At 68.3% G+C, this 24,087-nt stretch carries 24 protein-coding genes and 2 tRNA genes; 17 read left to right on the top strand and 9 right to left on the bottom strand.

The genetic code is table 11. The annotated features are described in order from the left end of the window. Positions 1 to 406 precede the first annotated feature (406 nt). From ACFTE1_RS06565 to hisG, 5 genes are all read left to right on the top strand, one after another. Complete coding sequence (locus ACFTE1_RS06565; RefSeq protein WP_380625505.1) at positions 407 to 1,081, top strand: O-methyltransferase; 675 nt, start codon at positions 407 to 409, stop codon at positions 1,079 to 1,081. Between the two features lie 49 nt (positions 1,082 to 1,130). Further along, positions 1,131 to 1,475: a divalent-cation tolerance protein CutA gene (gene cutA / locus ACFTE1_RS06570; protein ID WP_380625507.1), complete on the top strand. Its 345-nt coding sequence runs from the start codon at positions 1,131 to 1,133 to the stop codon at positions 1,473 to 1,475. A gap of 110 nt (positions 1,476 to 1,585) precedes the next feature. Beyond that, positions 1,586 to 2,767 (top strand): serpin family protein, encoded by a 1,182-nt coding sequence (locus ACFTE1_RS06575; RefSeq protein ID WP_380625509.1) that lies wholly within the window; start codon positions 1,586 to 1,588, stop codon positions 2,765 to 2,767. A gap of 114 nt (positions 2,768 to 2,881) precedes the next feature. Then, positions 2,882 to 3,145 carry a phosphoribosyl-ATP diphosphatase gene (locus tag ACFTE1_RS06580; RefSeq protein ID WP_380625511.1) on the top strand — a complete coding sequence of 88 codons (264 nt, stop codon included), beginning with the start codon at positions 2,882 to 2,884 and terminating at the stop codon, positions 3,143 to 3,145. Between the two features lie 42 nt (positions 3,146 to 3,187). After that, positions 3,188 to 4,033: an ATP phosphoribosyltransferase gene (gene hisG / locus ACFTE1_RS06585; protein ID WP_380625513.1), complete on the top strand. Its 846-nt coding sequence runs from the start codon at positions 3,188 to 3,190 to the stop codon at positions 4,031 to 4,033. Positions 4,034 to 4,303: 270 nt separating this feature from the next. Here hisG and ACFTE1_RS06590 read toward each other — a convergent pair whose 3' ends face one another. The 4 genes from ACFTE1_RS06590 to ACFTE1_RS06605 form a co-directional block, all read right to left on the bottom strand. Further along, the gene (locus ACFTE1_RS06590) at positions 4,304 to 5,857 is read right to left on the bottom strand and encodes a PH domain-containing protein (protein WP_380625516.1); all 1,554 of its coding nucleotides are present in this window, start codon (positions 5,855 to 5,857) and stop codon (positions 4,304 to 4,306) included. Further along, complete coding sequence (locus ACFTE1_RS06595; RefSeq protein ID WP_380625519.1) at positions 5,854 to 6,600, bottom strand: PH domain-containing protein; 747 nt, start codon at positions 6,598 to 6,600, stop codon at positions 5,854 to 5,856. Before ACFTE1_RS06595 ends, ACFTE1_RS06590 begins: the two co-directional genes overlap by 4 nt. A 73-nt stretch (positions 6,601 to 6,673) precedes the next feature. After that, on the bottom strand, positions 6,674 to 6,907 hold the full coding sequence (locus tag ACFTE1_RS06600; RefSeq protein WP_380625523.1) for a hypothetical protein: 234 nt from the start codon (positions 6,905 to 6,907) through the stop codon (positions 6,674 to 6,676). Between the two features lie 92 nt (positions 6,908 to 6,999). Continuing rightward, positions 7,000 to 7,566 (bottom strand): alpha/beta hydrolase, encoded by a 567-nt coding sequence (locus ACFTE1_RS06605; protein WP_380625526.1) that lies wholly within the window; start codon positions 7,564 to 7,566, stop codon positions 7,000 to 7,002. Between the two features lie 184 nt (positions 7,567 to 7,750). Between ACFTE1_RS06605 and ACFTE1_RS06610 the strand changes: the two genes are divergently transcribed. From ACFTE1_RS06610 to ACFTE1_RS06650, 9 genes are all read left to right on the top strand, one after another. Then, positions 7,751 to 8,812 (top strand): AAA family ATPase, encoded by a 1,062-nt coding sequence (locus ACFTE1_RS06610; protein WP_380625528.1) that lies wholly within the window; start codon positions 7,751 to 7,753, stop codon positions 8,810 to 8,812. Then, the gene (locus ACFTE1_RS06615; RefSeq protein ID WP_380625531.1) at positions 8,813 to 9,706 is read left to right on the top strand and encodes a DUF58 domain-containing protein; all 894 of its coding nucleotides are present in this window, start codon (positions 8,813 to 8,815) and stop codon (positions 9,704 to 9,706) included. A 10-nt stretch (positions 9,707 to 9,716) separates the two neighbouring features. Beyond that, a complete protein-coding gene (locus tag ACFTE1_RS06620; RefSeq protein ID WP_380625534.1) occupies positions 9,717 to 10,667 on the top strand; it encodes a VWA domain-containing protein in 951 nt (316 codons plus the stop codon). Between the two features lie 106 nt (positions 10,668 to 10,773). Next, positions 10,774 to 11,478 (top strand): 3-oxoacyl-ACP reductase FabG, encoded by a 705-nt coding sequence (fabG, locus tag ACFTE1_RS06625; protein ID WP_380625537.1) that lies wholly within the window; start codon positions 10,774 to 10,776, stop codon positions 11,476 to 11,478. A gap of 47 nt (positions 11,479 to 11,525) precedes the next feature. Then, the gene (gene fabI, locus ACFTE1_RS06630) at positions 11,526 to 12,293 is read left to right on the top strand and encodes an enoyl-ACP reductase FabI (protein ID WP_380625816.1); all 768 of its coding nucleotides are present in this window, start codon (positions 11,526 to 11,528) and stop codon (positions 12,291 to 12,293) included. 1 nt (position 12,294) lies between these two features. Next, entirely contained in the window at positions 12,295 to 13,323 is a 1,029-nt protein-coding gene (locus tag ACFTE1_RS06635; RefSeq protein ID WP_380625540.1) for a ferrochelatase, read from the top strand. Between the two features lie 102 nt (positions 13,324 to 13,425). Next, the gene (locus ACFTE1_RS06640; RefSeq protein WP_380625543.1) at positions 13,426 to 13,857 is read left to right on the top strand and encodes an NfeD family protein; all 432 of its coding nucleotides are present in this window, start codon (positions 13,426 to 13,428) and stop codon (positions 13,855 to 13,857) included. Positions 13,858 to 13,861: 4 nt separating this feature from the next. Beyond that, positions 13,862 to 14,908: an SPFH domain-containing protein gene (locus ACFTE1_RS06645; protein WP_380625546.1), complete on the top strand. Its 1,047-nt coding sequence runs from the start codon at positions 13,862 to 13,864 to the stop codon at positions 14,906 to 14,908. Positions 14,909 to 15,000: 92 nt separating this feature from the next. Beyond that, entirely contained in the window at positions 15,001 to 15,795 is a 795-nt protein-coding gene (locus ACFTE1_RS06650; RefSeq protein ID WP_380625550.1) for a TrmH family RNA methyltransferase, read from the top strand. Here ACFTE1_RS06650 and ACFTE1_RS06655 read toward each other — a convergent pair. Both ACFTE1_RS06655 and ACFTE1_RS06660 read right to left on the bottom strand, forming a co-directional pair. After that, positions 15,792 to 16,883: a C45 family autoproteolytic acyltransferase/hydolase gene (locus tag ACFTE1_RS06655; protein ID WP_380625552.1), complete on the bottom strand. Its 1,092-nt coding sequence runs from the start codon at positions 16,881 to 16,883 to the stop codon at positions 15,792 to 15,794. The two genes, ACFTE1_RS06650 and ACFTE1_RS06655, sit on opposite strands and share 4 nt — an antisense overlap. 42 nt (positions 16,884 to 16,925) lie before the next feature. Then, positions 16,926 to 17,939, bottom strand: coding sequence for a phosphotransferase enzyme family protein (locus ACFTE1_RS06660; RefSeq protein ID WP_380625555.1), 1,014 nt, complete (start codon positions 17,937 to 17,939; stop codon positions 16,926 to 16,928). A gap of 237 nt (positions 17,940 to 18,176) precedes the next feature. Between ACFTE1_RS06660 and ACFTE1_RS06665 the strand changes: the two genes are divergently transcribed. Next, positions 18,177 to 18,261, top strand: a tRNA-Leu gene (locus tag ACFTE1_RS06665). Positions 18,262 to 18,549: 288 nt separating this feature from the next. On the opposite strand, the gene ACFTE1_RS06670 is transcribed toward ACFTE1_RS06665, so the two are convergent. Next, entirely contained in the window at positions 18,550 to 19,224 is a 675-nt protein-coding gene (locus tag ACFTE1_RS06670) for a hypothetical protein (protein ID WP_380625557.1), read from the bottom strand. A 519-nt stretch (positions 19,225 to 19,743) separates the two neighbouring features. Between ACFTE1_RS06670 and ACFTE1_RS06675 the strand changes: the two genes are divergently transcribed. Continuing rightward, positions 19,744 to 19,828, top strand: a tRNA-Leu gene (locus ACFTE1_RS06675). 267 nt (positions 19,829 to 20,095) lie between these two features. Here ACFTE1_RS06675 and ACFTE1_RS06680 read toward each other — a convergent pair. Next, positions 20,096 to 20,539, bottom strand: coding sequence for a peptidoglycan-binding domain-containing protein (locus ACFTE1_RS06680; RefSeq protein ID WP_380625560.1), 444 nt, complete (start codon positions 20,537 to 20,539; stop codon positions 20,096 to 20,098). A gap of 165 nt (positions 20,540 to 20,704) precedes the next feature. Here ACFTE1_RS06680 and ACFTE1_RS06685 point away from each other — a divergent pair, with 165 nt between their 5' ends. After that, entirely contained in the window at positions 20,705 to 22,096 is a 1,392-nt protein-coding gene (locus ACFTE1_RS06685; RefSeq protein WP_380625562.1) for an MFS transporter, read from the top strand. A gap of 51 nt (positions 22,097 to 22,147) precedes the next feature. Here ACFTE1_RS06685 and ACFTE1_RS06690 read toward each other — a convergent pair whose 3' ends face one another. Then, the gene (locus ACFTE1_RS06690; protein WP_380625565.1) at positions 22,148 to 24,037 is read right to left on the bottom strand and encodes a serine hydrolase domain-containing protein; all 1,890 of its coding nucleotides are present in this window, start codon (positions 24,035 to 24,037) and stop codon (positions 22,148 to 22,150) included. Positions 24,038 to 24,087 lie beyond the last annotated feature (50 nt).

Genomic DNA, 24,087 nt, shown 5'->3' on the forward strand with positions numbered 1-24,087 from the left:
AGCGGAGCCGGCTCCGCAGAGCCTCCGTTGTTCCCTGTCACGCCACCGGCTGTGAACGCATCGACACGAAACGCCTTGCATCTAGGTCTACCATTCAAGCCTTCGAGGAAGTGGGCGATCACCGATACCAACCCGTTCGGGTTCGGGCGCTTCCAGGGCAAATTCGGGCAAACGCCCCCACGTGTGCAACTCAGGATGTCGTAATTACAACACCGTGGTTCACCCGTCGGGGTGAGCGCGAAACCGCCGGTGGCGGCGCCCGTCCTCGCCGGCGGACTTTATGGGATCCCCACATAAAAGTCTGTAGGGAACCCACCCGCCGATGCGGGATAAATGCACTGGTCAGACAGGGTGAAAGGTGATAACGTTCCCCCTGAGTCACAGGGCACGTAGAGAGAGAACCGCCATGAGCCAGTCGCAGTGGACCGCAGTGGACGAGTACCTGAACAACATAGGCGTAGGAGAGGACGCCGTCCTCAAACGCGCCCGCATCGCCGCCAAGGACGAGGGCCTGCCGCCCATCCAGGTCTCCCCGGCCCAGGGCAGCCTGCTCCACCTGCTCGCCAAGATGCGGGGCGCCGAGCGCGTCCTCGAAGTGGGCACCCTCGGCGGTTACAGCGCCATCTGGCTGGCCCGCGCCCTCGACCCGGCCCGGGGGCACCTCATCTCCCTCGAAGTCGACCCCAAACACGCCAACGTCGCCAGCCGCAATGTGGCCGCCGCCGGCCTGACCGGCGTGGTCGACATCCGTGTGGGAGCGGCCGCCGACACCCTCGAAAAGCTCATCGCGGCCGACACCGAGCCCTTCGACCTGGTCTTCATAGACGCCGACAAGGAGAGCTACCCGAAATACCTCGACCTGGTGCTCCGGCTGTCGAAGCCCGGCACGGCCATCATCGCCGACAACGTCGTGCGCGGCGGATCCGTCGCCGTCTCCTCCAGCGCCGACGACCGTGTCCAGGCAGTGCAGGCCTACCTCAAGGCCGTCGCCGACGACCCGAGGCTCGAGTCGACCGTCATCCAGACGGTGGGGGAGAAGGGCTACGACGGGTTCTCTTTGGCCCGCGTGACCTCCGTCTGAGCCCGCGAGTGGTAGAACGGTGGGGAGCGAGACCGAGAGGGGACGGGGCATGGACGAGAGCGCACCGCACGACGAGGGCATCTGCGAAATAGTGGTCACCGGGCCCGACCTGGACGAACTGGCCGCCATCACCAAGAAGCTGCTGGAGGCCGGCCTGATCGCCTGCGCCCACCAGTCCACCATCCGCGCCACCTACATCTGGCGGGGAGAAGTGGTCGACGAGGCCGAGGCGCGGGCGCGCCTGCACACCCGCACCGAGCTGATAGAAGAGGTCACCCGGGTGGTCGAGGCCGAGCACCCCTACGAGGTGCCCTGCGTGATGGCCCTGCCGGTCATAGGCGGGTCGGTCGAGTACGAGGACTGGGTCAAAGAGACTACCGCCGACGCCGCCTGACCGGCATCGGCACACGGGGACGGGCGACGCGCCGGCGCCGGCCGGAAGGGCGTCGTCCGTTTCCCGTCCGCGCCCTGGATTCCCCCGCCCTTCTTCGTTAGGATCAGGGCATGGTCAGCAAGCTCCTGGCCGCCGACATCGTGGCGGCCGCCAATTCCCTTACGGCGCACTGGACCGACTCCCTGCCGCGGCCCCCGAAAGTGGTCTCGGGGCTCGGACTCTGGCCGCTGCTGGCCGAACTGGCGCTCGGCGCCGGCACCGACACCCGGGCCGAACTCGTCGAGGCCCTCGGCAAGGACCCCTCTCCCGGCGACGTCGCGGCCGTCGCCTCCCTCCTCGCCTCCAGCCCCGACGCCCGCTGCGCGCTCGGCACCTGGGCCGGCCCCCGCATCGCCCTCGACCCCGAGTGGGTCGACTCCCTCCCCGAGGGCACACTCGGCTCGCTCACCGGCGACCCCCGCGCCGACCAGGACCGCCTCGACGCCTGGGCCGCCGAACAGACCCGCGGACTCATCGAAGAGATCCCCCTCGACATGTCCCAGAAGCCCGACCTCGTCCTGGCGAGCGCCCTCACCGTCCTCCTCGAATGGCGCCAGGCCTTCACCCCTCGGCCCACCCTCATCGACTCGGGCCCGTGGACGTCGCCCGAACCCTGGCAGGGCCTCACCCTCACCGCCGGCGCCGCCGATCTGAGGTACACCGACGGCCTGACCAAATGGACCGCCCGCGGCAAGGAGGACGTCGACGTGGTCCTCGCGATCGGGAGCCCGGAAGTGTCCGACCAGTACGTCCTCAGCGAGACGGTCCGCACCGCCGCCGACGCCGACTGGGGATCGCCCGCCGCGGGACTCGCGGTCGGCGACTCGGGGCCGGGCTTCACCGTCGAGGAGGCCCCGGGGCCGGCCCCGGGCGAGGACGGCGAGGCGGCGGTCAGCACCGTGGCGTTCGACCTGAAGGAGCGCCTCGACCTTTTGGAGGACGCCGACGTCCTCGGCCTCCGAACGGCCTCCGACCGCGACCGGGCCGACTTCTCCCGCCTCAGCGCGGCGCCCGGCTGCTACGTCGGCCAGGCCAAGCAGGACTCGGTGGCCACCTTCAGCGCCACCGGCTTCGAGGCCGCCAGCGTGACCGCCGTCGGCATGCTCCGCATGGCGGCCGTCGCCCCGCCGAAGGGCACCCACGCCCGGGTCGAACTGGCCTTCGACCGGCCCTTCGCCTACGCGGCCGTGCACCGTCCCAGCGGAGCGGTGCTCCTGGCCGGGTGGGTCGACAGCCCCCAGCGCGCCCGGTAGCGGAGCGACTCGGGAAACCGAGGCGGACGGCGTCCAGGTGACGGGTTCCGTCTCACAGTGTGGCGCGCAGCGCGCGGGGCGGGCAGTGAGCGCGCCTACACCTAGAATGGAGAGGTGAAAACATTCGAGCAGCTCTACCACGAACTCGTCGAGAAGTCCCAGACCCGCCCCGAGGGCTCGGGAACGGTGGCCGCGCTGGACGCGGGCGTCCATAGTATCGGCAAGAAGATCGTGGAGGAGGCCGCCGAAGTCTGGATGGCCAGCGAGTACGAGACCGACGAGGCCGCGGCCGAAGAGATCTCCCAGCTCCTCTACCACCTTCAGGTCATGATGGTCGCCAAGGGACTCACCCTCGACGACGTCTACCGGAAACTCTAAGCCTCGACACCTGACCCCGGACGAAAGCAGATTCGAAAGACCATGCTCCGAGTAGCACTGCCCAACAAGGGCTCACTGTCGGAGGGCGCCTCCGCCCTCTTCCGCGAGGCGGGTTACCGCCAGCGACGCACCAACCGCGACCTCACCTGCCTGGACGAGTCCAACGGCATCGAGTTCTTCTACCTCCGCCCCGGCGACATCGCCACCTACGTCGCCTCCGGCGACCTCGACGTGGGCGTCACCGGACGCGACCTGGCGCTCAACTCCGGCGCCGACGTCGAAGAGGTCCTGGGACTGGGCTTCGGCCGGTCCACCTTCCGCTTCGCCGCCGCGCCCGGCACCGCCGGTTCCGTCAAGGACCTCGAAGGGATGCGGATCGCCTCCTCCTACGGCGGCGTCGTCCGCTCGCACCTGGAGGACCACGACGTCAGCGCCTCCATCGTGACCCTCGCCGGCGCCGTCGAGAACGCCATCGCGCTCGGCGTGGCCGACGCGGTCGCCGACGTCGTCGAGACCGGAACGACCCTGCGCCAGGCGGGCCTGGAGGTCTTCGGCGAGCCGATCCTCAAGTCCGAGGCCGTCCTCATCAGCAAGGCCGGCAACGGGGAGGCCGACGGCCACCGGCAGCTGCTGCGGCGCGTCAAGGGCGTCCTCGTGGCCCGCACCTACGTCATGCTCGCCTACGACGTCAAGGCAGAGCTGCTGGAACGCGCCGTGGCCCTGACCCCCGGCATCGAGTCGCCGACGGTCAGCCCGCTGCATTCCGAAGGGTGGGTCGCCGTGCAGGCCATGTGCGAACGCAAGACCATCCACACCGTCATGGACGACCTCTACGAGCTGGGCGCCAGGGGCATCCTCGCCACCGACATAGGGGCCTGCCGCCTCTAGGGGAACAGCTCGGCGGCGGTGGCCGCGGCACCGCGAGCCCCGGCTCGCCGCCCGCACCCCGCCGGGTCTCGCGGCATGAGGACCCGCACAACGCAGAAAGGCTCTGGACCACCGCGGTCCAGAGCCTTCTTCATGGGGTCGAAAGCCCGCCCTTCGGCAGGACCTTTCTACGGGATACCCCAGGACGGCCGGGCCCTTTCGACGGAACCCGACGCGCGGGCGGCGCCGTCGCCCTGACGAGGCGGCCGGCTCCCGCACCGCGTCGGCCGCTCAGCCGAGCCTCGGAGTCTCCGCGTCGGCGGCGGCGTCGGCCCTGAGGCGGAGCTGCCGGGCCATGACGACGGCCTCGGCGGCGTCACGGTGCCGGGCCACCGCGTCGAAGGTCAGCGACCCGGCGATCCGCACGTGCACCGTCGCCACTTCCTGCAGCCGCTGTATCGGACCCTGCGACACCCGCACCTCCTGGATGCGGGCGTAGGGCACGAACGTGGTCGTCTCGGGGAAGACCCCCTCCCGCACCACGAAGGCCGTCGGGTTCAACCCGCACGAGCGGATGCGGAAGGTGAACGGAGTCCGCCACCAGACGCGGCGCGGGCGGGCCCGGAGGTCCACGTCCCTGAAATCCACAGCGGGCAGACCGTGCGCCGAGACCCAGTCGGCCTCTTCCGGATCCGCCGCGTAGAGCAGCGTCCCGCCCACCGCCCCCTGCAGGGAGGACGAGGCGGTGGCGACGTCCACCTTGCGCCAGTGGAACGGGCGCCACAGGAACGGCCGCGTGACGCGCAGCGCGGTGACGCGGTTGAGCGGAATGGTGGAGGCGTACTTCTGCAGCAGGCCGCGCCGGGTGCGCAGGTCGTCGTCCTGGCGCCCGAGAGTGAAGTCCCAGTAGGCGTTCGCGGTGTAGAACCACGAGAACCCCCACATGCCGACGCTGCCGCCTATGCCGACGAGGGAGACCACGACCGCGCTCGTGGAGTCGCCGACGATGCCGACGGCCAGGATCGCCAACGAGAGCACCAGCAGGACGCCGAAGAAGGGCACGCTCGAGAGCGCGGCCGCGCCCGCCGTCCTGTTGTCGACCCCGGCGGCGATCGGCCACACAGGACTCTCTTCCTGCTCCTCAGAGGCGGGGCCCCCGTCCCCTTCGTCGGCGGTATCCCCGGCGTTCTCGCGCTTCTGCTTGCGGGACAAAGAAATCAACCGCTTGCGCAGGGCGGTCGCCTGAGGCAGGGTGAGGAACTCCAGCGGCGCCTCGGTCGACGAGGACCCGGCCACCTCCAGATTGAGCTGTGCGAGCCCGAAGAAGCGGGCCAGGAGCGGCTGGGCGATCTCGACGCTCTGCAGGCGCGACAAGGGGATCGACCGGCGCTTGCGAGTCAGCACGCCCTCGATGATCTGCAGCTCCGGTCCGCTGCGCGAGCGAGCGGGCTCGTCGGGCCCGGACTCGGATCCCAGGTCGACGCGGTAACCGGTGAAGAACCAGCTGACGAACCCGCCTATGACAGTGAGGCCCGCCGTGGCGAGGCCTATGTAGAAGTTGAAGTCGGGCTCCTGGCCGAAGGGCAGGTTGATGACGATGTAGGTCAGGACCGGAATGAAGAACTGCGGGATCTTCAGAAACGGCGTCAGCGGGTGGAGGCGCTTGCGCTCGCCGCCGGCCCACGCCGCGACGCCGGACGCCGATTCCTCGGCGTCAGAAGCCGTCGGGTCCCCCTCCGGGGCCGCGTGCGGCGTCGCGACGGCTTCGGCGGGGTCGGTCCGAGGCGCCTCGGTCGCGGCGGGGTTCGGTTCTTGCGGGGTGGCGTGCTCGGGATTCTCGCTCACAGACCCTCCCGGACCTCGGCGGCCTTCTCCGCGAGACGGTCGCGCAGGGCGGCCGCGTCGGCGGGCGCGAGTCCGGGCATCTCGGCCGTCTCGCCCGAGGCGGCCGTGTGGATCTTGAGTCCCGTGAGCCCGAAGATCCGGTCGATCGGGCCGGCCTCCAAGTCCACGAACTGGATGCGCCCGTAGGGGACGATGGTCAGCTTGCGGAAGAAGCGGCCGTGCTTGACGACGACGTCGCGGTCCCTCTCCACCCAGCGCCAGGACTTCGACCAGCGCCAGCGGATGACCATGCGGAACGCGGCGGCGAGGGCGACGGCGGGCAGGACTCCGGCGAGCCAGACCGGTTCCAGCCAGATGACGGTGGCGACGGTGGCGGCCGCGGCCACCACCACCCAGGTGATGGCCGTTCCGATCAGGATGACGGCGCTGAACTCGGGGGCCAGGCGCCTCCAGGCGAGCGCCTCGGGCCACTCCTCCCACGGCTGGGCGCGGGGCGGGATGTCGTCAGGGTGGCCTCCGGCGGGAGGCGGTGGCGGATGGCCGGCCGGCGGGGCGGGCCGGATCCGCTCGGGCCGGGGCGGCTCGGAGGCCTCGGCACGGTGCTCTTCGGGACCGGCGTCGGCGGCGGGACCGGCGTCCGGGCCTGTGGAATCGGACGCGGGCGCCTCCGGCACGGGCGAGGCGGCCGGAACGGGCCGCGCGGGTTCGCCGGGTTGAACGGGCTGTTCAGGCCGCGGTGTCACCGGGTCCGCCGCGGGCGGCGGACCCGCCTCGGGGTCGGGGACGGGCGGGAGGACGGGCTCTAGGCGGGGGTCCTCAGCAGGTGGTCTCGGTGGCTCGTGCAATGTACTCGTCCATCGTCAAAATGCGGCAAGGGAAGTTCCGGGAGGTCAGGAAGCCGCTGAGCGAGTCCTTGTGCGAGTCGCACGTAGCCCAATGCTTGCGCCGGTCCACCGAGTGGAGGCGCGGATTGCGCCACTCCAACATCCAAACGGCCTGCTGGTGGCAGCCTCGGGCAGAACATATGACTGTATCGGCATCGTGGGTCACGCCACCATTGTGCATATCGCGGCGCACCGGGGCCGGTGAGGTGGGCCCGTAGTGTCGGGTTCCATCTCCGTCGGGTCCCCCGGCCGAACGGCTCACGCCCCGCGCCTCCAAACCTTCGTGTCCAGAAAGTGCTCTACTGCCTCAATGATATCCGCCATGGCGAACACAGAAGAGGTCAAAGGGCGACCGGGCAGGAACAGGCCGTGGTCACCGCCGGGGATCTCGCAGACGTCCCCGGGCAGCTCATCGGCCAGCGAGGACACCCAGGCGGGGTCCTCGGTGCCCCCGACCAGCAGATACGGCGCGGAACTGCGCCGCAGCGACTGGACGATCGGATAGTCGTTCAGCAGCGGGCTGAACCAGACGGCCGGAAGGCTGAAACGCGCGGCCAGGGCGGCCCCCGCCGAACCGATGGACTTGCCCACCAACAGCGGGGGAGCGGAGATGTAGTCGATCTTCTCCAGCATCGCCTGCAATTGCTCGCTCACCCCCTCGATGCGCATCTGGGGATCCGAGTTGAGGTAGTCCGGCTCCCTCCACTCCAGCGGATAGACGCTCACACCGCGCGAGCGCAGGGCGATGTGCGTGTACATGAACAGGGGCCCCTGGATGGAGTAGTTGCGGCCGGGGAGGAAGACCGCCTGTCTGCGAATGGGCATAAGAGGAGTATAGAAAGACGCGAGGTTCCCCCGCCACCTCCGGACGAAGGGCGGGCCGGACTCTGAGAACGCTCTTATGGACGGCGCGCCCAGGGCCCCTACAATAGGGCGATAGCAGTGCGTCCCCGAACGGCGAGCCGTTAAAGTACTGTCAGACACCCGCAGAACCACACTGAGGAGAGCCATGGCCGACCCGACCGACCCCGACCGCAACCCGACTCCGGCCGAGCAGGCCGCCCTGCTGGAGAAGGCGATGTTCGAGATCAAGAAGGTCATAGTCGGGCAGGACGCGCTGGTGGAGAAACTGTTCGTCGCCCTGCTGGCCCGCGGCCACTGCCTCATCGAAGGCGTCCCGGGAGTCGCCAAGACGCTCGCGGTCGAGACCGCCGCCCGCGTCTCGGGCGCGGCCTTCAACCGCCTCCAGTTCACCCCCGACCTCGTCCCCTCCGACATCCTCGGCACGCGGATCTACAAGCAGTCCAGCGAGACCTTCGACATCGAACTGGGCCCGGTGCACACCAACTTCGTCCTCGCCGACGAGATTAACCGGGCCCCCGCCAAGGTCCAGTCGGCCATGCTCGAAGTCATGGCCGAAGGCCGCATCGACATCGGCGGCAAGTCCTTCCCCCTGCCCAAGCCCTTCCTCGTCATGGCCACCCAGAACCCCATCGAACAGGAAGGCGTCTATCCCCTGCCCGAAGCGCAGCGCGACCGCTTCCTCTTCAAGATCGTCGTGGGCTACCCGACCGACGCCGACGAACGCGAGATCATCTTCCGCATGGGCGCCAACCCGCCCGAAGCCGAGGCGATCCTCAACCCCGAGCAGCTGCTGAGCCTCCAGGCGAGCTCCGACGAGATCTTCGTCCACAACGCCCTGGTCGACTACGCCGTCCGCATCGTCATGGCCACCCGCAACCCGGCCGCCGCCGGCGTCGGACACCTGGCCGACTTCATCCAGTACGGCGCCAGCCCGCGCGCCAGCCTCGGACTAGTCCGCGCCACCCGCGCCATCGCCCTGCTGCGCGGCCGCGACTACGCCCTCCCCCAGGACCTCGACGACATCGCCACCGAAGTGCTGCGCCACCGCCTCGTCCTCACCTACGACGCGCTGGCCGACAACATCGACCCCGACCACATCGTCCGCGAACTCCTCGCCGCCGTTCCCGCCCCGACCGTGACGCCGAGGCAGGACGCCGCGCCGAGACCCGTCGAACAGCCCGCCCAGGGGCAAGCGGGAGCCTGGTAGATGGTCCCGGCCCTCCAAGGAGTCGACACCGCCAACCTCGACCGGCTCCACCTCCACATAACCCGCCGGCTCGACGGGCTCCTCCAGGGCGAGTACCTGGGACTCCTGCCCGGGCCGGGCAGCGAGGCCGGAGAGGCGAGGGCCTACCGCCCCGGCGACGACGTGCGCCGCATGGACTGGCCGGTCACCGCGCGCACCACCGTCCCGCACGTGCGCACGACCGTCGCCGACCGCGAGCTGGAGACCTGGATCGTCTACGACAACTCCGCCAGCCTCGACTTCGGCACCCAGGACCTGTTCAAGAACGACCTCGCCCTGCGCGCCACCATCGCCTTCACCTACCTCGCCGGGCGCGGCGGCAACCGCACCGCCGCCGTCCACGCCGGACCGGACGGCCCCGTCATCGTCCCGCCCCGGGGAGGCCGCAAGGGCGCCCGCGCCCTCCTGCACCGCCTCGCCAAGGTCCCGACCCAGGCCGGAGTCGGCCTCGACAGGCTCCTGGCCAACGTCAACAAGGCCTCCCGGCGCCGCGGGATGGTCGTGGTCGTCTCCGACTTCCTCGACGAGACCGACTGGGCCTCCTACCTGAAGAAACTGGCCGTCCGCCACCACGTCGTCGCCGTCGAGCTCCTCGACCCGGTCGAACTGGCCCTCCCCGACGTCGGCGTCGTGACCTTCAAGGACCCCGAGAGCGGCGCCAGCGTGGAAGTCCAGACCCGCTCCAAGCGCTTCCGCGAACGCTACGCCGAGGCCGCGCGCGAACAGCGCGACGCCATCGCCGCCGGACTGCGCTCCGCACCCGCCTCCCACCTGCGCCTGCGCACCGACGAGGACTGGCTGCGTGCCCTGACCACCTTCATAGCAAGCCGACGGCACGTCGCCGCCCACCGCTGAAAGAGGAACAGTGATCCGCATACTCGAACCCATATGGCTGCTCAGCCTCATCCCCGTCGCCGCGCTCGCAGGGGTTTACGTCTGGGCTCAGCTGAGGCGCGAGCAGACGGCCGTCCGGTTCGCCAACACGCCGGTCCTCAAGAAGCTCGTGACCTCCAGCCCCGGCTGGCGCCGCCACATCCCCGCCTCGCTGGTCATCGCCGCGCTCGTGGTCCTCTCCACCGGCATGGCCAAGCCGGCGGTGGACCGGCTGCAGGAGCAGGAGCGGGCCACTATCATCCTCGCCATGGACGTGTCGCTGTCGATGGACGCCACCGACGTGCAGCCGGCCCGCATCGACGCCGCCAAGGAGGCGGCGCTGAGCTTCATCGAGGACCTGCCCGAGCAGTACAACGTGGGCCTCGTCCAGTTCGCCGGCTTCGCCACCGTGGTCACCCCGCCGACCACCGACCGCACCCAGCTCTCGCGCGCGGTCAACGGCCTGAACCTGGCCGAGGCCACCGCCACCGGCGAGGCGGTCTTCGCCTCCCTGCAAGCGGTCCAGCAGGCCCCCGACGACGGCCAGGGCTCTCTCGCCCCCGCGCACGTCCTGCTGCTGTCCGACGGCTTCCTGACCACCGGCCGCTCCATGGAGCAGGCCGCCAGCGCCGCCGAACAGGCCGGGGTGCCGGTCTCCACCGTCGCGTTCGGCACGGACACCGGGACGGTCGAGATCAACGGCCAGACCATCGGCGTGCCGGTCGACCGCCAGGCCCTCCAGGGGCTGGCCGAGACCACCAGCGGCAAGTACTACGAGGCGGCCAGCTCCGAAGAGCTGCGCGAGGTCTACGAGTCCATGGGCTCCTCCCTCGGGCAGAAGACCGTCGCCGAGGACGTCTCGCGGTACTTCATCGCCGCGGCCCTGGTACTGGTGTTCGCCGCCGCCGGACTGTCGCTGTGGTGGACCTCTCGACTTACCTGACGGTAGCGGGCGTGGCGCGCCACGAAGCCCCCACCACCTGACATCCGGGTCCGACCGGCGGATACCATTTGCGTGACCTTATAAGAACTCTCAGGGGGAACTGCCAATGTCGCGCACCGTACTGGTCACCGGAGGCAACCGGGGCATCGGACTGGCCATAGCCCGCGCTTTCGAGAAGAACGGGGACCGCGTCGCCATCACCCACCGCGGCTCAGGCGCTCCCGAGGGCCTTTACGGAGTCCGCTGCGACATCACCGACCCCGCCTCGGTGGACGAGGCCTTCGCCCAGATCGAGAAGGACCTGGGGCCGGTCGAGATCCTCATCGCCAACGCCGGGGTCACCGAGGACACCCTCCTGCTGCGCATGAGCGAGGACCAGTTCGAGAAGGTCGTCGACACGAACCTCAAGGGTTCCTGGAGGGTCGCCAAGCGCGCTTCGTCCAAGATGCTGCGCGGCAAGTTCGGCCGCATGGTCTTCATCTCCTCGGTCGTCGGGCTCCAGGGCAACGCGGGCCAGACGAACTACGCCGCCTCCAAGGCCGGACTGGTCGGCCTCGCCCGCTCCATCACGCGCGAGCTGGGCAGCCGCAACATCACCGCCAACGTCGTCGCCCCCGGCTTCGTCGAGACGGACATGACCGCCGAGCTCACCGACGACCAGCGCAAGGCCTACCTCGAGACCATCCCGGCCAAGCGCCTGGCGCAGCCGGAGGAGATCGCCGCCGCGACCGTGTTCCTCGCCGGAGAGGGCGCCGGGTACATCAACGGCGCCGTCATCCCCGTCGACGGCGGGCTGGGCATGGGCCACTAGGGCCGGCGGACCTCGTACATATTTCGGAGAATAGGAAACTAGGGACAATAATGGGAATTCTCGACGGCAAGACGCTTCTGATCACGGGCGTCATCACGGAGCAGTCGCTGGCGTTCGGCGTCGCGAAGTACGCGCAGGAGCAGGGCGCGAAGGTCATTCTGACCGGTTTCGGGCGTGTCAGCCTCGTCAAGCGCATCGCGCAGAAGCTGCCGGAGCCGGCGCCGGTCATCGAGTTGGACGTGACGGACCAGGAGCAGCTCGACGGCCTGGCAGAGGCGCTGCGTGAGCACACCGACCGCATCGACGGCGTCCTGCACGCCATCGCCTTCGCGCCCGAGAGCGCTCTGGGCGGCAACTTCCTGCACACCGAGTGGTCGGACGTGGCCAAGGCCGTCGAGGTCTCGACCTTCTCTTATAAGTCCCTGGCCATGGCGGCTCTGCCGTTGATGAGCGAGGGCGGTTCGGTCGTCGGTCTGGACTTCGACGCCACGCAGGCGTGGAGCGTCTATGACTGGATGGGCGTGGCCAAGGCCGGGCTGGAGAGCGTGAACCGTTACCTCGCCCGTGACCTGGGTCCGAAGGGCATCCGCGTGAACCTTGTGTCAGCCGGTCCGATGCGGACGATGGCGGCGAAGTCCATTCCCGGGTTCGAAGAGTTCGAGCAGGCGTGGAAGGACCGTTCCCCGCTGGAGTGGGACCTGACCGACTCCGAGCCGGTCGCCAAGGCCTGCGCGGTGCTCATGTCCGACCTTCTGAGCGCCACCACCGGCGAGATCGTCCACGTCGACGGCGGATTCCACGCCATCGGAGCCTAGAATGAGCGACTACGACGCCATACTGCTGCTGTCGTTCGGCGGCCCGGAGGGCCCCGACGACGTCATGCCCTTCCTCCGCAACGTCACCCGCGGGCGCGGCATCCCCGAGGAGCGGCTCCTCGCGGTCGCCGAGCACTACCAGCACTTCGGCGGCGTCTCGCCGATCAACCAGTGGTGCCGCGACCTCATCCCGCACCTCCAGACGGCCCTGGGCCGTCGCGGCATAGAGCTGCCGGTCTACTGGGGCAACCGCAACTGGAACCCGATGCTGGTCGACACCGTCGCGACCATGGCCGAGCGCGGCGTCAAACGCGTCCTGGCCATCGCGACCAGCGCCTACGGCTCGTACTCCTCGTGCCGCCAGTACCTGGACGACATCGCCGCCGCGCGCGCCGCGGTGGGGGAGAGGGCGCCGGTCATAGACAAGGTGCGCCACTTCTTCGACCACCCCGGCTTCATCGCCGGCTACGCCCAGGGCGTCCGCGAGGGCCTGCAGAAGATCACCGTCGACGACACGACGCGGCTGCTCTTCACCGCGCACTCCATCCCCTCCTCCATGGAGGAGTACTCGGGGCCAGAGGGCGCGCGCTACTCCGACCAGGTCCGCGAGGCCGCCGAGCTGACCGTCGCGGCCGCCGGCTGGGAGGGCCCGTGGGACGTCGTGTGGCAGTCGCGCTCCGGCCCGCCGCAGATGCCGTGGCTCGAGCCCGACGTCAACGACCACCTGGAGAGCCTGGAGAACACCACCTCGGTGGCGGTGTGCCCCATCGGATTCCTCTCCGACCACATCGAGGTCCTCTGGGACCTCGACGAAGAGGCCGCTCAGACGGCGCAGAAACTCGGCATCGAGTACGTCCGCACCGCCACGCCGGACCTCGACGGGCCGATGACCGAGACCCTGGCCGAACTGGCCGCCGAGCGCATCCAGGGCGTCCCGGTCCGGCGCCTGGGCAAGCTGCCCCTGTGGGACCCGCGCGAGAGCGGCTGCTGCCCCGCTCAGGCCGCCCCCCGGCCGAGCAAGGGGCACTGACGGCGCTCTCCGACCGGTCTGACGGGGTGCGGAACCTCCCGCGAACAGCGGGAATCCGCACCCCGATTGCCATCAGTGGACACGATAAGGGACACTTGGGGTGTGGACTGGGTGATCATATGGATCATCGTCGCGGTGATCCTTGGACTGACCGAGCTGACGCTCGGCACCTTCGTGCTGGCCATGGTCGCCGTCGGTGCCGGCGCGGCGGCGGTATCCGCCGCACTGGGAGCCCCGCTCCTGGTGCAGGCCATCGTTTTCGCGGCCGCTACGGGAGTCTCGATGGTGGGGGTCCGGCCCCTGCTGCGCAAGGCTCTCACGAAAGGCCCTCAGAATCTAGCCCTCGGCCCCCGCGCCTACGAGGGGACCACGGTCTCGGTGCAGGAGAGGATCGACTCCTCCGGAGGCACCGTTGAGCTCGGCGGCGACATCTGGACCGCCTATCCCCTGGAGCCCGACCAGGCCTACGAGCCCGGCGAACAGGTGACCGTGGTCGAAGTCAAAGGCGCGATCGTTACCGTTTGGAGGAGTTGACACCATGGACCCGACAGCAGGTGGAATCATCGGCGTCATCATCGCGATCTTCGTGGTGATCGTACTGGTGAAATCGATCAAGATCGTTCCGCAGCAGTGGAACTACGTCATCGAGCGGCTCGGCAAGTACCGCCGCACCCTCGAGCCGGGGCCGCGTCTGCTGGTCCCGTTCATCGACACGGTGCGCGCCCGCGTGGACCTGCGCGAGCGCGTGGTCAACTTCCCGCCGCAGCCGGTGATCACCGAGGACAACCTGATGGTCTCCATCGACACCGTCCTCTACTACATCATCACCAACCCGACCGGCGCCGTCTACAACATCGACGACTACCTCGCCGGCGTCGAGCAGCTGACGACCACGACGCTGCGCAACGTCGTCGGCGCGATGGACCTGGAGAAGACGCTCACCAGCCGCGAGGAGATCAACTCCCGCCTGGCCGCCGAGCTCGACAAGGCCACCGACAAGTGGGGCATCAAGGTCACCCGCGTCGAGCTGCGCGCCATCGAGCCGCCGGCCTCCATCCGGGACGCCATGGAGAAGCAGATGCGCGCCGAGCGCGACCGCCGCGCCGCCATTCTGAACGCCGAGGGCGTCAAAGCCTCGGAGATCCTCCGGGCCGAGGGAGAGCAGCAGTCCTCCATCCTCCGCGCCTCGGGTGAGCGCGACGCCGAGGTCCTCCGCGCCGAGGGCCAGGCGAAGGCCATCCAGACGGTCAACGCGGCCATCCACAGCTCCAAGCCGACCAACCGCCTGCTGGCCTACCAGTACATGCAGACGCTCCCGCAGATCGCGCAGGGCGACTCGAACCAGATGTGGTTCATCCCCGCCGAGCTGACCCAGAGCCTCGGCGCCATCGGCAGCGCCCTGGGCGGCATGACCCAGTCCCAGGAGCAGGACGACGAGCTGGACGTCGAGGTCGACACCAGCGTCCTGCAGGGCGACGAGGCGGCCAAGCGCGCCCTGGAGGCGGCCAAGCGCGCCGCCAGCCAGGTCGCCGACGTCGCCGACGACAAGTCCAAGGCGGGCGACAAGCGCGCCATCGAAGAGTAGGACCCGTTCCAACGATGTGGCCGGCCCTCGGGCCGGCCACATTCGCGTCGACCCCCTTTACCACCGCGTCCGTCCCCGGGGACACTGGCGGGGTGGCCGAGAACATCACCGACCCCGCCGACGAGCGCCTGAGGGACTACCGCGACCTGACCGACCTCCAGCTGCGCACCCGCATCGAACAGCCCGCCGGGCTGTTCATCGCCGAAGGGCACATGGCCGTCGACCGGGCCCTGCGCGCCGGGTTCCGCATGCGGTCGCTCCTGCTCGAAGAGAAGCGCCTCGGCCAGTACGGCCACCTCGCCCCCGACGGGGCGCCCGTCTACACCGGGGCCCCCGACGTCATCGAGTCCACCACCGGGTTCCACGTGCACCGGGGCGTCCTGGCCGCCTTCCACCGCAAACCCCTGCCGACGCCCGCCGAGGTGCTCGCCGGCGCCGGCCGCGTCATCGTCCTCGAAGGACTGAACAACCACACCAACATCGGTGCGATCTTCCGCGTCGTGGCCGCGCTCGGCTACGACGCCGTCCTCCTCGCCCCCAACTGCGCCGACCCGCTCTACCGGCGCAGCGTGCGCGTCTCCATGGGCGAGGTCTTCGCCGTCCCCTACACCTACCTCGACCCCTGGCCCGGCACCCTCGGCGCCGTCAGGGACGCCGGATTCAGCCTGCTGGGCATGAGCCCCTCGCGCGGCGCCGTCGACATCAGGGAACTGGACGACGGGCACCGTGAACGGCCGGCGCTCCTCTTCGGCGCCGAGGGGCCCGGGTTGACGCCCGCGGCCCTGGACGCGTGCGACCAGACGGTCCACATCCCCATGCACAACGGCGTCGACTCCCTCAACGTCGCCGCCGCCACGGCCGTGGCGGCCTGGGAGATCGCCCGCTAGAGAGCGATCCTCTCGTACTCCTTGTCGCAGGGCGTGCCCCACGTGTACTCCAGCTCTCTCCGGGTCAGATTCATTTGGACGGACATGGCCGTCGTCGACCACAGCTCCGGTGGATCGCTCTCCACCGCATGGCGGCACAGGCTCAGCTCGCCGTTCTCGTGGTCCCGCATGGCGCGCTTCATTCCGTCCACGGACACCGGGCCCTCGCCTACCAGTCCGCTCATCCGCTCGTAGCGGTCGAAGGTGGACTGCTTCCCCGTCCGCAGCCAGCTCTGGTCAATTCCCAGCGCCTGCGCCTCGAGGAAGTGGTTGGCGTGCACCAGGGGGCGTTCCCCGTCCTGATAGGTGACCAGGGAGCCTCGCGGAGACGTCTCCGCGTTCACGACGCCCTCTTCCGAGCCTATGAGGAAGTCGGCCGAGCAACCAGGGCGCCCGCCCGCGACGACGCCCACCGCCTCCCGCAGCGTCCTCGACTCCAGCACCCGCTGCGTCCTCATGTGCACCGGCATTCCCGCTATGCGCCAGTCGTCCTCCGACGAGCCCAGACCCATCAGGCAGACGCCCAGGCCCTCGCTGTTGATCCCGATCTTGGCGCCGGCGATGCCCGCCTCGGTGAAGCCCAGCGCCCGGACGCCGTCCTTCTCCCAACGGACCCAGGCGCCCTCGATCTGCGGGAACCAGTCCCAGTTCTGGCCGATGTGGATCTCGCCGTCCTCGAAAGCCTCGGCCGCTCCTCCGAATGACGTGCACTCGCCCTCAAGCGAGGCGGCGGTCGGGCGCCCGAACTCGCTCCACGTCGTGTACAGCAGCTCGTAGCGGGCGTTGACCATGGCCACGTCGACCAGATCCACGCCCGAGCCCTCCGAGATGCCCTCCATCGCCTCGCGATAGCCCGGGTCGTACTCCGCGACCCGATCGACGAACTCGCGGCTCCTGCGGTCGATCCCGGCGTCGTCGAGGCCCGCGACCCGGATGCGGATCCGATACTCCCGCGCGTTGGAGGCCACGCCCTCCCGCAGCCTCTCTCCGTGGAGTCTTCCCGCCGTTCTGGGGTCGGCCGGCAGGTCCAGTACAGGAATTTGAGTCATGCTCATCACTGTTCCAGATCCGTCCGGTGCTGGAAAGGCCTTTTACGCGGCCAGGAGGGCCTTCTCCACCTGCGAGTAGTGCAGCGTCCACCACTTGATCAGGCCCGTCTGGCCCGGCAGCAGGTGGTCGCAGGCCGAGTTGTGCCGCAGATAGTGCCACTCGACGATCCAGTTGTCCGTGAGGCGGTCCCACCACAGCTGGTGCGCCGCCAGCGAGATCTCCGTCGTGCCCACGTCGAACGCCGTCCGGTACCCGGCCGCGAAGGCCTGGATCCGCTCGGTGTCCAGGCCGCGCTCGTCCCCGTACGTGAAGTAGAACACCGCCGCCCGGGTCATCTCCCTCGCGTAGGCGGACACCGACAGGCGGTCCCAGTCCAGGATCGCCGAGACCGCGTCGTTCTGGCCGTGCAGAACGTTGTGCGGATGCAGGTCGCCGTGGATGTAGCCGATGATCTTCGGCGAGGCCTCCGGCGGGCGGCGGTCTCCCAGCCGGACGAGCAGGCCCCTCTTCAGCCGCAGCGTCTTCTCCGCCTCGGCCTCGAAGCCCGTGTTGTCGCCCCGGCCGGCGGCCATCAGTTCCAGCAGGCGGTCGACCTTCCTCAGGGCCTCCGCCGTCGTCATCGGCTGGTCGAACGTCGCCGGGCGGTCCACCGGGATGGAGCTGTGCAGGGTGCGGTGGAGGCGTCCGATGACGTCCCCCAGCTGCCTGCAGGAGGCCGGCGACATGGACAGGCCCGAGCGGTGCCGGCCGCCGACCCACGGGAAGACCCCGAACTCCTCTCCTCCGACGAAGATCGTCGAGGTTCCTCCCCTCGAGGGGACCGGCTGGACCACCGGGACTCCGGCGTTCCACAGCGCTTGCAGGACGCGGAACTGGAACTGCAGCTCCGGTCCCTTCACGTCCCGGAACATCTTGAGCAGGTACGGCCCCGAGGCCGTGTCCACCCGCCAGCTGCGGTTCATCAGGCCGGTCTGGACCCTCTTCATCTGGAGGATCGGGCCCAGTTCCCAATGGGCCAGCGCTGCATCGGGAAGTCCAGGCGCTGCGACAGTCATGCCTACAAGCCTAACGACCGGCTCAACGTGTCCCACGTCGCGTTCGCCGGGTACCCCCGATCGGGGCTCCGGAATCGGTCCTGTATAGTTTTTTCTCGTTGGAGGGAACAAGCCCGACAGGGCGGAAAACCTCTCACACAACCACATATGGGATCTGTGCATCACAGAAGCTCATAAGTCGGTGCTAATATGAATTAGCGCCGCGGACCAGTGCGAATGTTTTCCACGGGTCGATGAGCGCGAGTGGCGGAATGGCAGACGCGCTAGCTTGAGGTGCTAGTGTCCGATTAAGGACGTGGGGGTTCAAGTCCCCCCTCGCGCACAGATGCAGAACCCCCACGGTTTAGGCCGTGGGGGTTTTCCTTTGCTCATTTTCGCCGCTTCCCTATTCGGAGGCCATCTCCCGTACCATCCCGGACAGGGCCTCCACGAGGCTCGAGCCGCCGGGACCTCCCTCCGGGCCAGGGAGGCGTCCGCGGGTTTCGGCCCTGATGCCCGGCTCATGGGCGACACCCGAGACCGACCTTCCCGGCTACCGGACCGACGCCGTGGCTTCGGCCCGGTACACCCTGTCGTACGTGCCGTGCTTTGGCGCATCCATCGATGCTCCCTATTCAGGAGAGCGCCCGCCGGAACGCTCGCCTTTCAAAGCTGCTGCGCGCCACAGCTCACGAGCCACCCAGAACGCCGACAGGAGGACCAAGGCACCCCAGACGATGCGCAGCGAGTGGGAGACGAGAAAGTGCGGGTAGTACAGGGCGATCAAGACGGCGAACGGCACGCCGCTCCAGCGGTTGAGTTCGCCGGAGCGCCAAATGGAGACGGCGGCCAGGATCGAGGCGGTGATCAGCAGGATCATGCCGACGAGGCCGATGGGCATGGCGACGAGATCCTCCCGGAAAGAGTTGCCGACGTCGGCCATGGCGGGGTCTCCGGTCTCCTCGGCGTGCCGGCCGATGGCCCGCAGGCCGTAGGTCTCGCCGCCGTAGAAGGGAAGGGTCATGGCGACTCCGAAATAACCGGTCACCGTGGCCAGGAAGGCGGGTCTGCCGGCGCGAGTGTCCACTTGCGAGGTTCGCAGGGCGGCCCAGGCCACGGGGAACAGGATGAGGCCGAACATCGCGGCGACGTGGCCCGCCACCCATCCCGGCTCGGCCCAGGACTCCGCTCCGGCCAGGGTCTCTTGATCGAGTCGGGGCGGCAATATCTCATAGACGAGGAAGAGGACTCCGGCCACCGCCATGGCGAGGGCGCCGAGCCGAATGCGAAGGGGACGGGTGTTCATTTGCGCTCCAGGAGGTCGTGACAAATAAAAATGACAGGTGTCGATTTATTCACGATCATGGTCCCACACACGACACGACTGCTCGAACGCAGAACTCTATTCTGGATTTCGAGCCGGCCCTGAGCGGCCTCGGGCTCTTGGCCTGCACAGAGCCAAGGCCTTTCGGTGCTTGTGCCGCTATTGGGCCGAGGCAGGGGCGGGCTCCGAAAGCGTGTCGGCCCCATCCGTTCGGCGCGGCCGGTCTGGCCCCGGCCTGAGAGGTCGGTGTCAGTGCCAGTGACCGTAGACGGCCTTGACGGAACCGGCACTTTTCAGCGGTCCCCGATGTGGTCTGTGAATCCGTTCAAGGGGACGCCTGGTTCGAGATGCCTCCACGGGGCGAGGAAGGACACTCTCGGTTCTCCTCTTTGGAGAGCTCGGGACCCGAACCTGTAGAGTTCTCTCTCGTCGGGGAACGTCCGAAACGGGCACCTCGGCCAGCGGAATAAGGGATTCGTACAGTGCGGAATCCCGAAACGAGCGCGAGTGGCGGAATGGCAGACGCGCTAGCTTGAGGTGCTAGTGTCCGATTAAGGACGTGGGGGTTCAAGTCCCCCCTCGCGCACAGATGTGAACCCCCACGGTTTAGGCCGTGGGGGTTGTTTATTGCCTTCCCTGTCGACCGTCTGGCAGAGTGGCCGGCACGCTCTCATGGGCACCGACCATAATAAATTGGTACACACGCATACTTTGCCTGCGGTATCAAAGGCATCGACAGTCTGAATAGCTTCGGGTGCGGCCGGCGGATGAGAGCACCGGAAGTCTCAGATTACTGAAGAACCTCGGAATCAGAAGGCGCGACCTGGGCAGTTTTCGGCTTGTGGGGCGGTGGTCAGTAGTTGAGCCTCCGGCAGTGGCCACTGTCCGTCATCCACAGGATTCTCTTGCGGGTCTCGGGGCCGTACACGCCGTCCGGAGACGCTCCTGCCTTCCGCTGCGCGCGCTCGAGCGCGGCCGCCGTGCCGGAGCCGAAGATCCCGTCGACCGCGATCGGCTCCCTGAGGTTGCAGTACCGCAGCGCGCGTTGGAGAATTCGCACGCCACCGTTCTGGGAACCGATGCTCATCTGGCAGTTCACACTCGTGTTGTAGGCGGGATACCGGACGCCGTACCCGCTCACGTTTCGGAACGTATCGCCGTTGCACCATGACAGTTGGGCGCTGACATTACTGCTCTCCATACCGGTCGAAGGGGCAGCCGTCGCCGGGGACGCGATGGCGACCGCCATGGCGGCGCCGAGCAGGACGGTCGCGGGCTTCTTAAGGAACCTGCGCATGAGGGAATCTCCTTATCGAGGTGGTCTGACGAGGTTCGTCAGCGTAACAGCCGAACGACGGAATCGGCACCCTCAAGTTCGGCTCGACCGTTTCGCTTACCATTGGGCCACAGTCGAATCAGTATCGATTCAGTCGCGGGTGAGCATAGAATGGGGCCTCCGCTCGTGGCACTTGTCGCGACACTCGTTCGCACGGTGCTCGGGGCTGTGGAGGGCTGGGGCGATTCAAGAAGGGGTGTTCGGGGAGGAGAGCGGGTCATAGGCACAGCGAATGAAGCGGAACTGGAGGAGCAGGTCACGACGGCGTCCTCCGCTGAGAGTGGGTTCCGGTCTCTTCTGCGGGACAAGGGGTTCCCGTCGTACTTCGGTGGTGTGGCGGTTTCCAGCCTCGGCAACGCGATGAGCGAAGTGGCCGTCGTCCTCGTCGCCATGACTCTAGTGGACGTGGAACTGTCAGGCCAGGCGGTGGCGGCGTCCACGATCGCCTACATGCTCCCCGGACTAATGGTCGGCATACTGCTGAGCCGGTACGTGAGGAAGTTCCGGCCGACGACGTTGATCATGGCGGACTGCCTGTGGCGATTCGGCTGGTTCGCGATCATCGGCCTCCTATACAGCCGGGACAAGCTCACCTTGGCGATATTCGTGGCCTGCCTGGCGGCGGCCGCATTGTCGAAATCGGCTGGGAGATCCGGTGCCAACGCGACTGTACCGCTGCTCGTTCCGCGAGATCGACTCCTGCACGCCAACACGTTGTCCGGAATCGTGGTTCAGGGATCGACGATGGTCGGTCCGGCTCTGGCGGGCCTCATAGCGTCGCTGTGGTCGCCGGTTGGGGCTCTGGTGTTGGACGGGGCCACCTTCCTGGTCTTCGCGGTCGGCGCATTCGCCGCTTCCCGTGTGATCCGCGAGAAGGGTGGTGACGAAATAACCGGTGGTGCAGCGGAGACGCAGCGCTCCGGCCCGTGGAGACTCGTCGGCACGGCCATGCCGGTGTTCGTCACTACCGGCGTCTTCTATCTTCTTTACGGCTGCTTCGTCGTCGCCCTTCCATTGCTGGCGGCAGGACACGCGCCGGAAGATGGGGGAGCGGGCCTATTGGGAGTCATGTGGTCCCTGTTCGGCGCTGGAGCAGTCGTATCAGGACTGCTGGCTCCCAGACTTCGGTTCTTGGTCCGTCCGAGGTCGCTGGCCGCCATGTCGGGCGGCTGGGGCCTGTGCATGTGCGCGGTCGCGGCGTCGCCGCACCCGGCATTGGCCGCACTGTCCATGTTTCTCGGCGGACTGGCCTATGGGCCGTATGGGGCGGTGGTCCGCACGCTGTTCCAAAGAGACTTCTCCAAGGGCGACAACATGGAGGTTTCCGGATACTACGGGGCGCTCACCTCGGCGGCTGCACCGCTGGGGATCATGGCGGCCGGTATTCTGTCGAGCTTTGCCGGGCCGGGCGCCATCATGGGCGCCGCTGGAGCCGTCCTAGTAGCGATGGGCACGGTCGGAACGGCGGTCATGTGGCGCATGAGCGGACTGGCGGCACCTGAGCCATGCGAGCGTTGACGGTCCCGAAGCCGGTCGGCCAGACCGACTCCGGGAACCGGTCTCTGCTCGTTATACGCCGAGCAGCGTCACATTGTACGAGACGAGGACGAGACAGGCTCCCAGAGCTCCCACGGCCGGGAGCGAATGGCCGACCATTCCGCGTGCACGTCCGTCGCTCTTGAACCAGGACGCGGCCGCTGCAATGAACAGCGGAGGCGTCACGATCAAAAGGACGGAGGCAAGCACTGTCATGGCGGTCAACAGGGGAGACCCGGTCAGGACGGACTCCATCATGGCGTTCTCGTCGGCCATCGCCAGTCCCGTCAATATGAGGAACGCGGCGGCCACTGCTCCGGCAGACCAGGTGAACAGGCGCAATGCCCAGGTGAGTGCGCCTTTGTGTCGGTGGACGATCCCACGGACGATCGCGATCGTCGAGACGATCAGCCCGACCAGGAGCGCCAGCAGGCCGGCGAGGAGGACGACCGCGTGCGCGGCGGGGTTCTCGAACCAGGAGAGGTGTCGGTACGGCTCGGTGGAATTCGCGCTGTGGACCAGAGTGCCGTCCGTGGTGATGAACAGGGTATCGGTGCCATTCTCCTCGCGGAACAATCCGTCTCCCGTCGGCACCCAGCGCTGCCGGTCGACGGCGGGGTCCGGCGACAGGCCGGAAGTCGCCAGTTTGTCGCCCTCGACCGTGACGACTACCGGGGAGAAGAGGAGTGACATACGGGTGAAGTTGGACTCGCTGGAGCGGAGGGGCACGTAGCGTCCCTCGTACCGGCTCAGATCGGTTCGGACGGCAAAGTCCTCCGACGCGGCGGTCTCTTCCGAGAAGTGGTCGATGACGGCGTCGACGAGTTCGTTTGCGGCGAAGACGGTCTCGGCTGCCAACCGCCCGTCGCCGTTGAAGACGATGTGGACGCCCAGCTCGAGATCCGGGACCAGGGCGAACGCGTTGTGGAATCCCGGCAGGTCTCCGGACTTGAACCAGACGGTACGGCCGTTGCGGGTAGCCTCCCGGAAACCGAAGCCGGTGCCCGGCATGCGGTCGTCGATAGTGAACTGACGCGACATCATCGGCGGAGCGACCGACAGCCCCAGCTCCGCGCCGCCGGAGAGCATGGACGCCATGAAGCGGTTCATGTCGGCGGCGGTGGAGACGAGTCCGGCCCCCGTCGGGGTCACGGGGGAGAGGTGGCCGGCGGTTTCGGCCTGGCCGTTGCCGGAGGGCCGGTGGCCGGACGGAACTTCGCCCTCGGCGGCGAATCGGGTGTCGTCCATGCCGAGCGGCGCGAAGACCTTGTCGGCCAGGTAGGTCTCGAACTGTTCGCCGGAGGCCTCTTCGACGAGGAGACCGGCGAGCACGAAGTCATAGTTGTTGTAGACGGAGGTCTCGCCCGGCGGTCGGACCCTGCCCGGCTCGTGCTTCCTCGCGAACTCGGCCAGGCTCAGGCCGCGGTTCTCGTCGTCGGCCCACCGGTAGACGTCGTCGTCGAAGCCTGACGTGTAAGACAACAGGTGCCGCAGGGTGACAGGACGACCGGGGTACGTGTCGTCGACGGAGAATCCGGACAGGTGGTCGTTCACGTCGGCGTCGAGGTCGAGATCGCCGGCCTCGACGAGCCGCAGCGCGGCGGCGGTGGTGAAGAGCTTGGTCACAGAGGCGGGAAGGAAGGGCGTTTCGCTGCCGAACGGAGTCTCGGTCTCGAGGTCGGCCAGGCCGTAGCCCCGTTCGAGGACGCTTTCGCCGCCGACGGTGACGGCCACGGCGGCCCCGGGAATGTCGTTGTCCTCGAGTTGGTCGCGGACCAGGTCGTCGACGAGGGCAGTGATGTCGTCTTCGGACTGCTGCGCCCTGGCGGTCCCGGAAAAAGCGGTCATTGTCATGGCGGTGAGCGCCGTAAGGATGAGGAGGGCGCCGGCGCGTCGGGGAAGGGAGGCGTATGTCTTGTCCACTCCCGCAACGCTACGGACGATTCGCCTGCGGCACAGTGATGTTGACGGGC

The organism is Salininema proteolyticum (assembly GCF_042685645.1).
GTDB classification, from domain to species: Bacteria; Actinomycetota; Actinomycetes; order Mycobacteriales; family Micromonosporaceae; genus Salininema; species Salininema proteolyticum.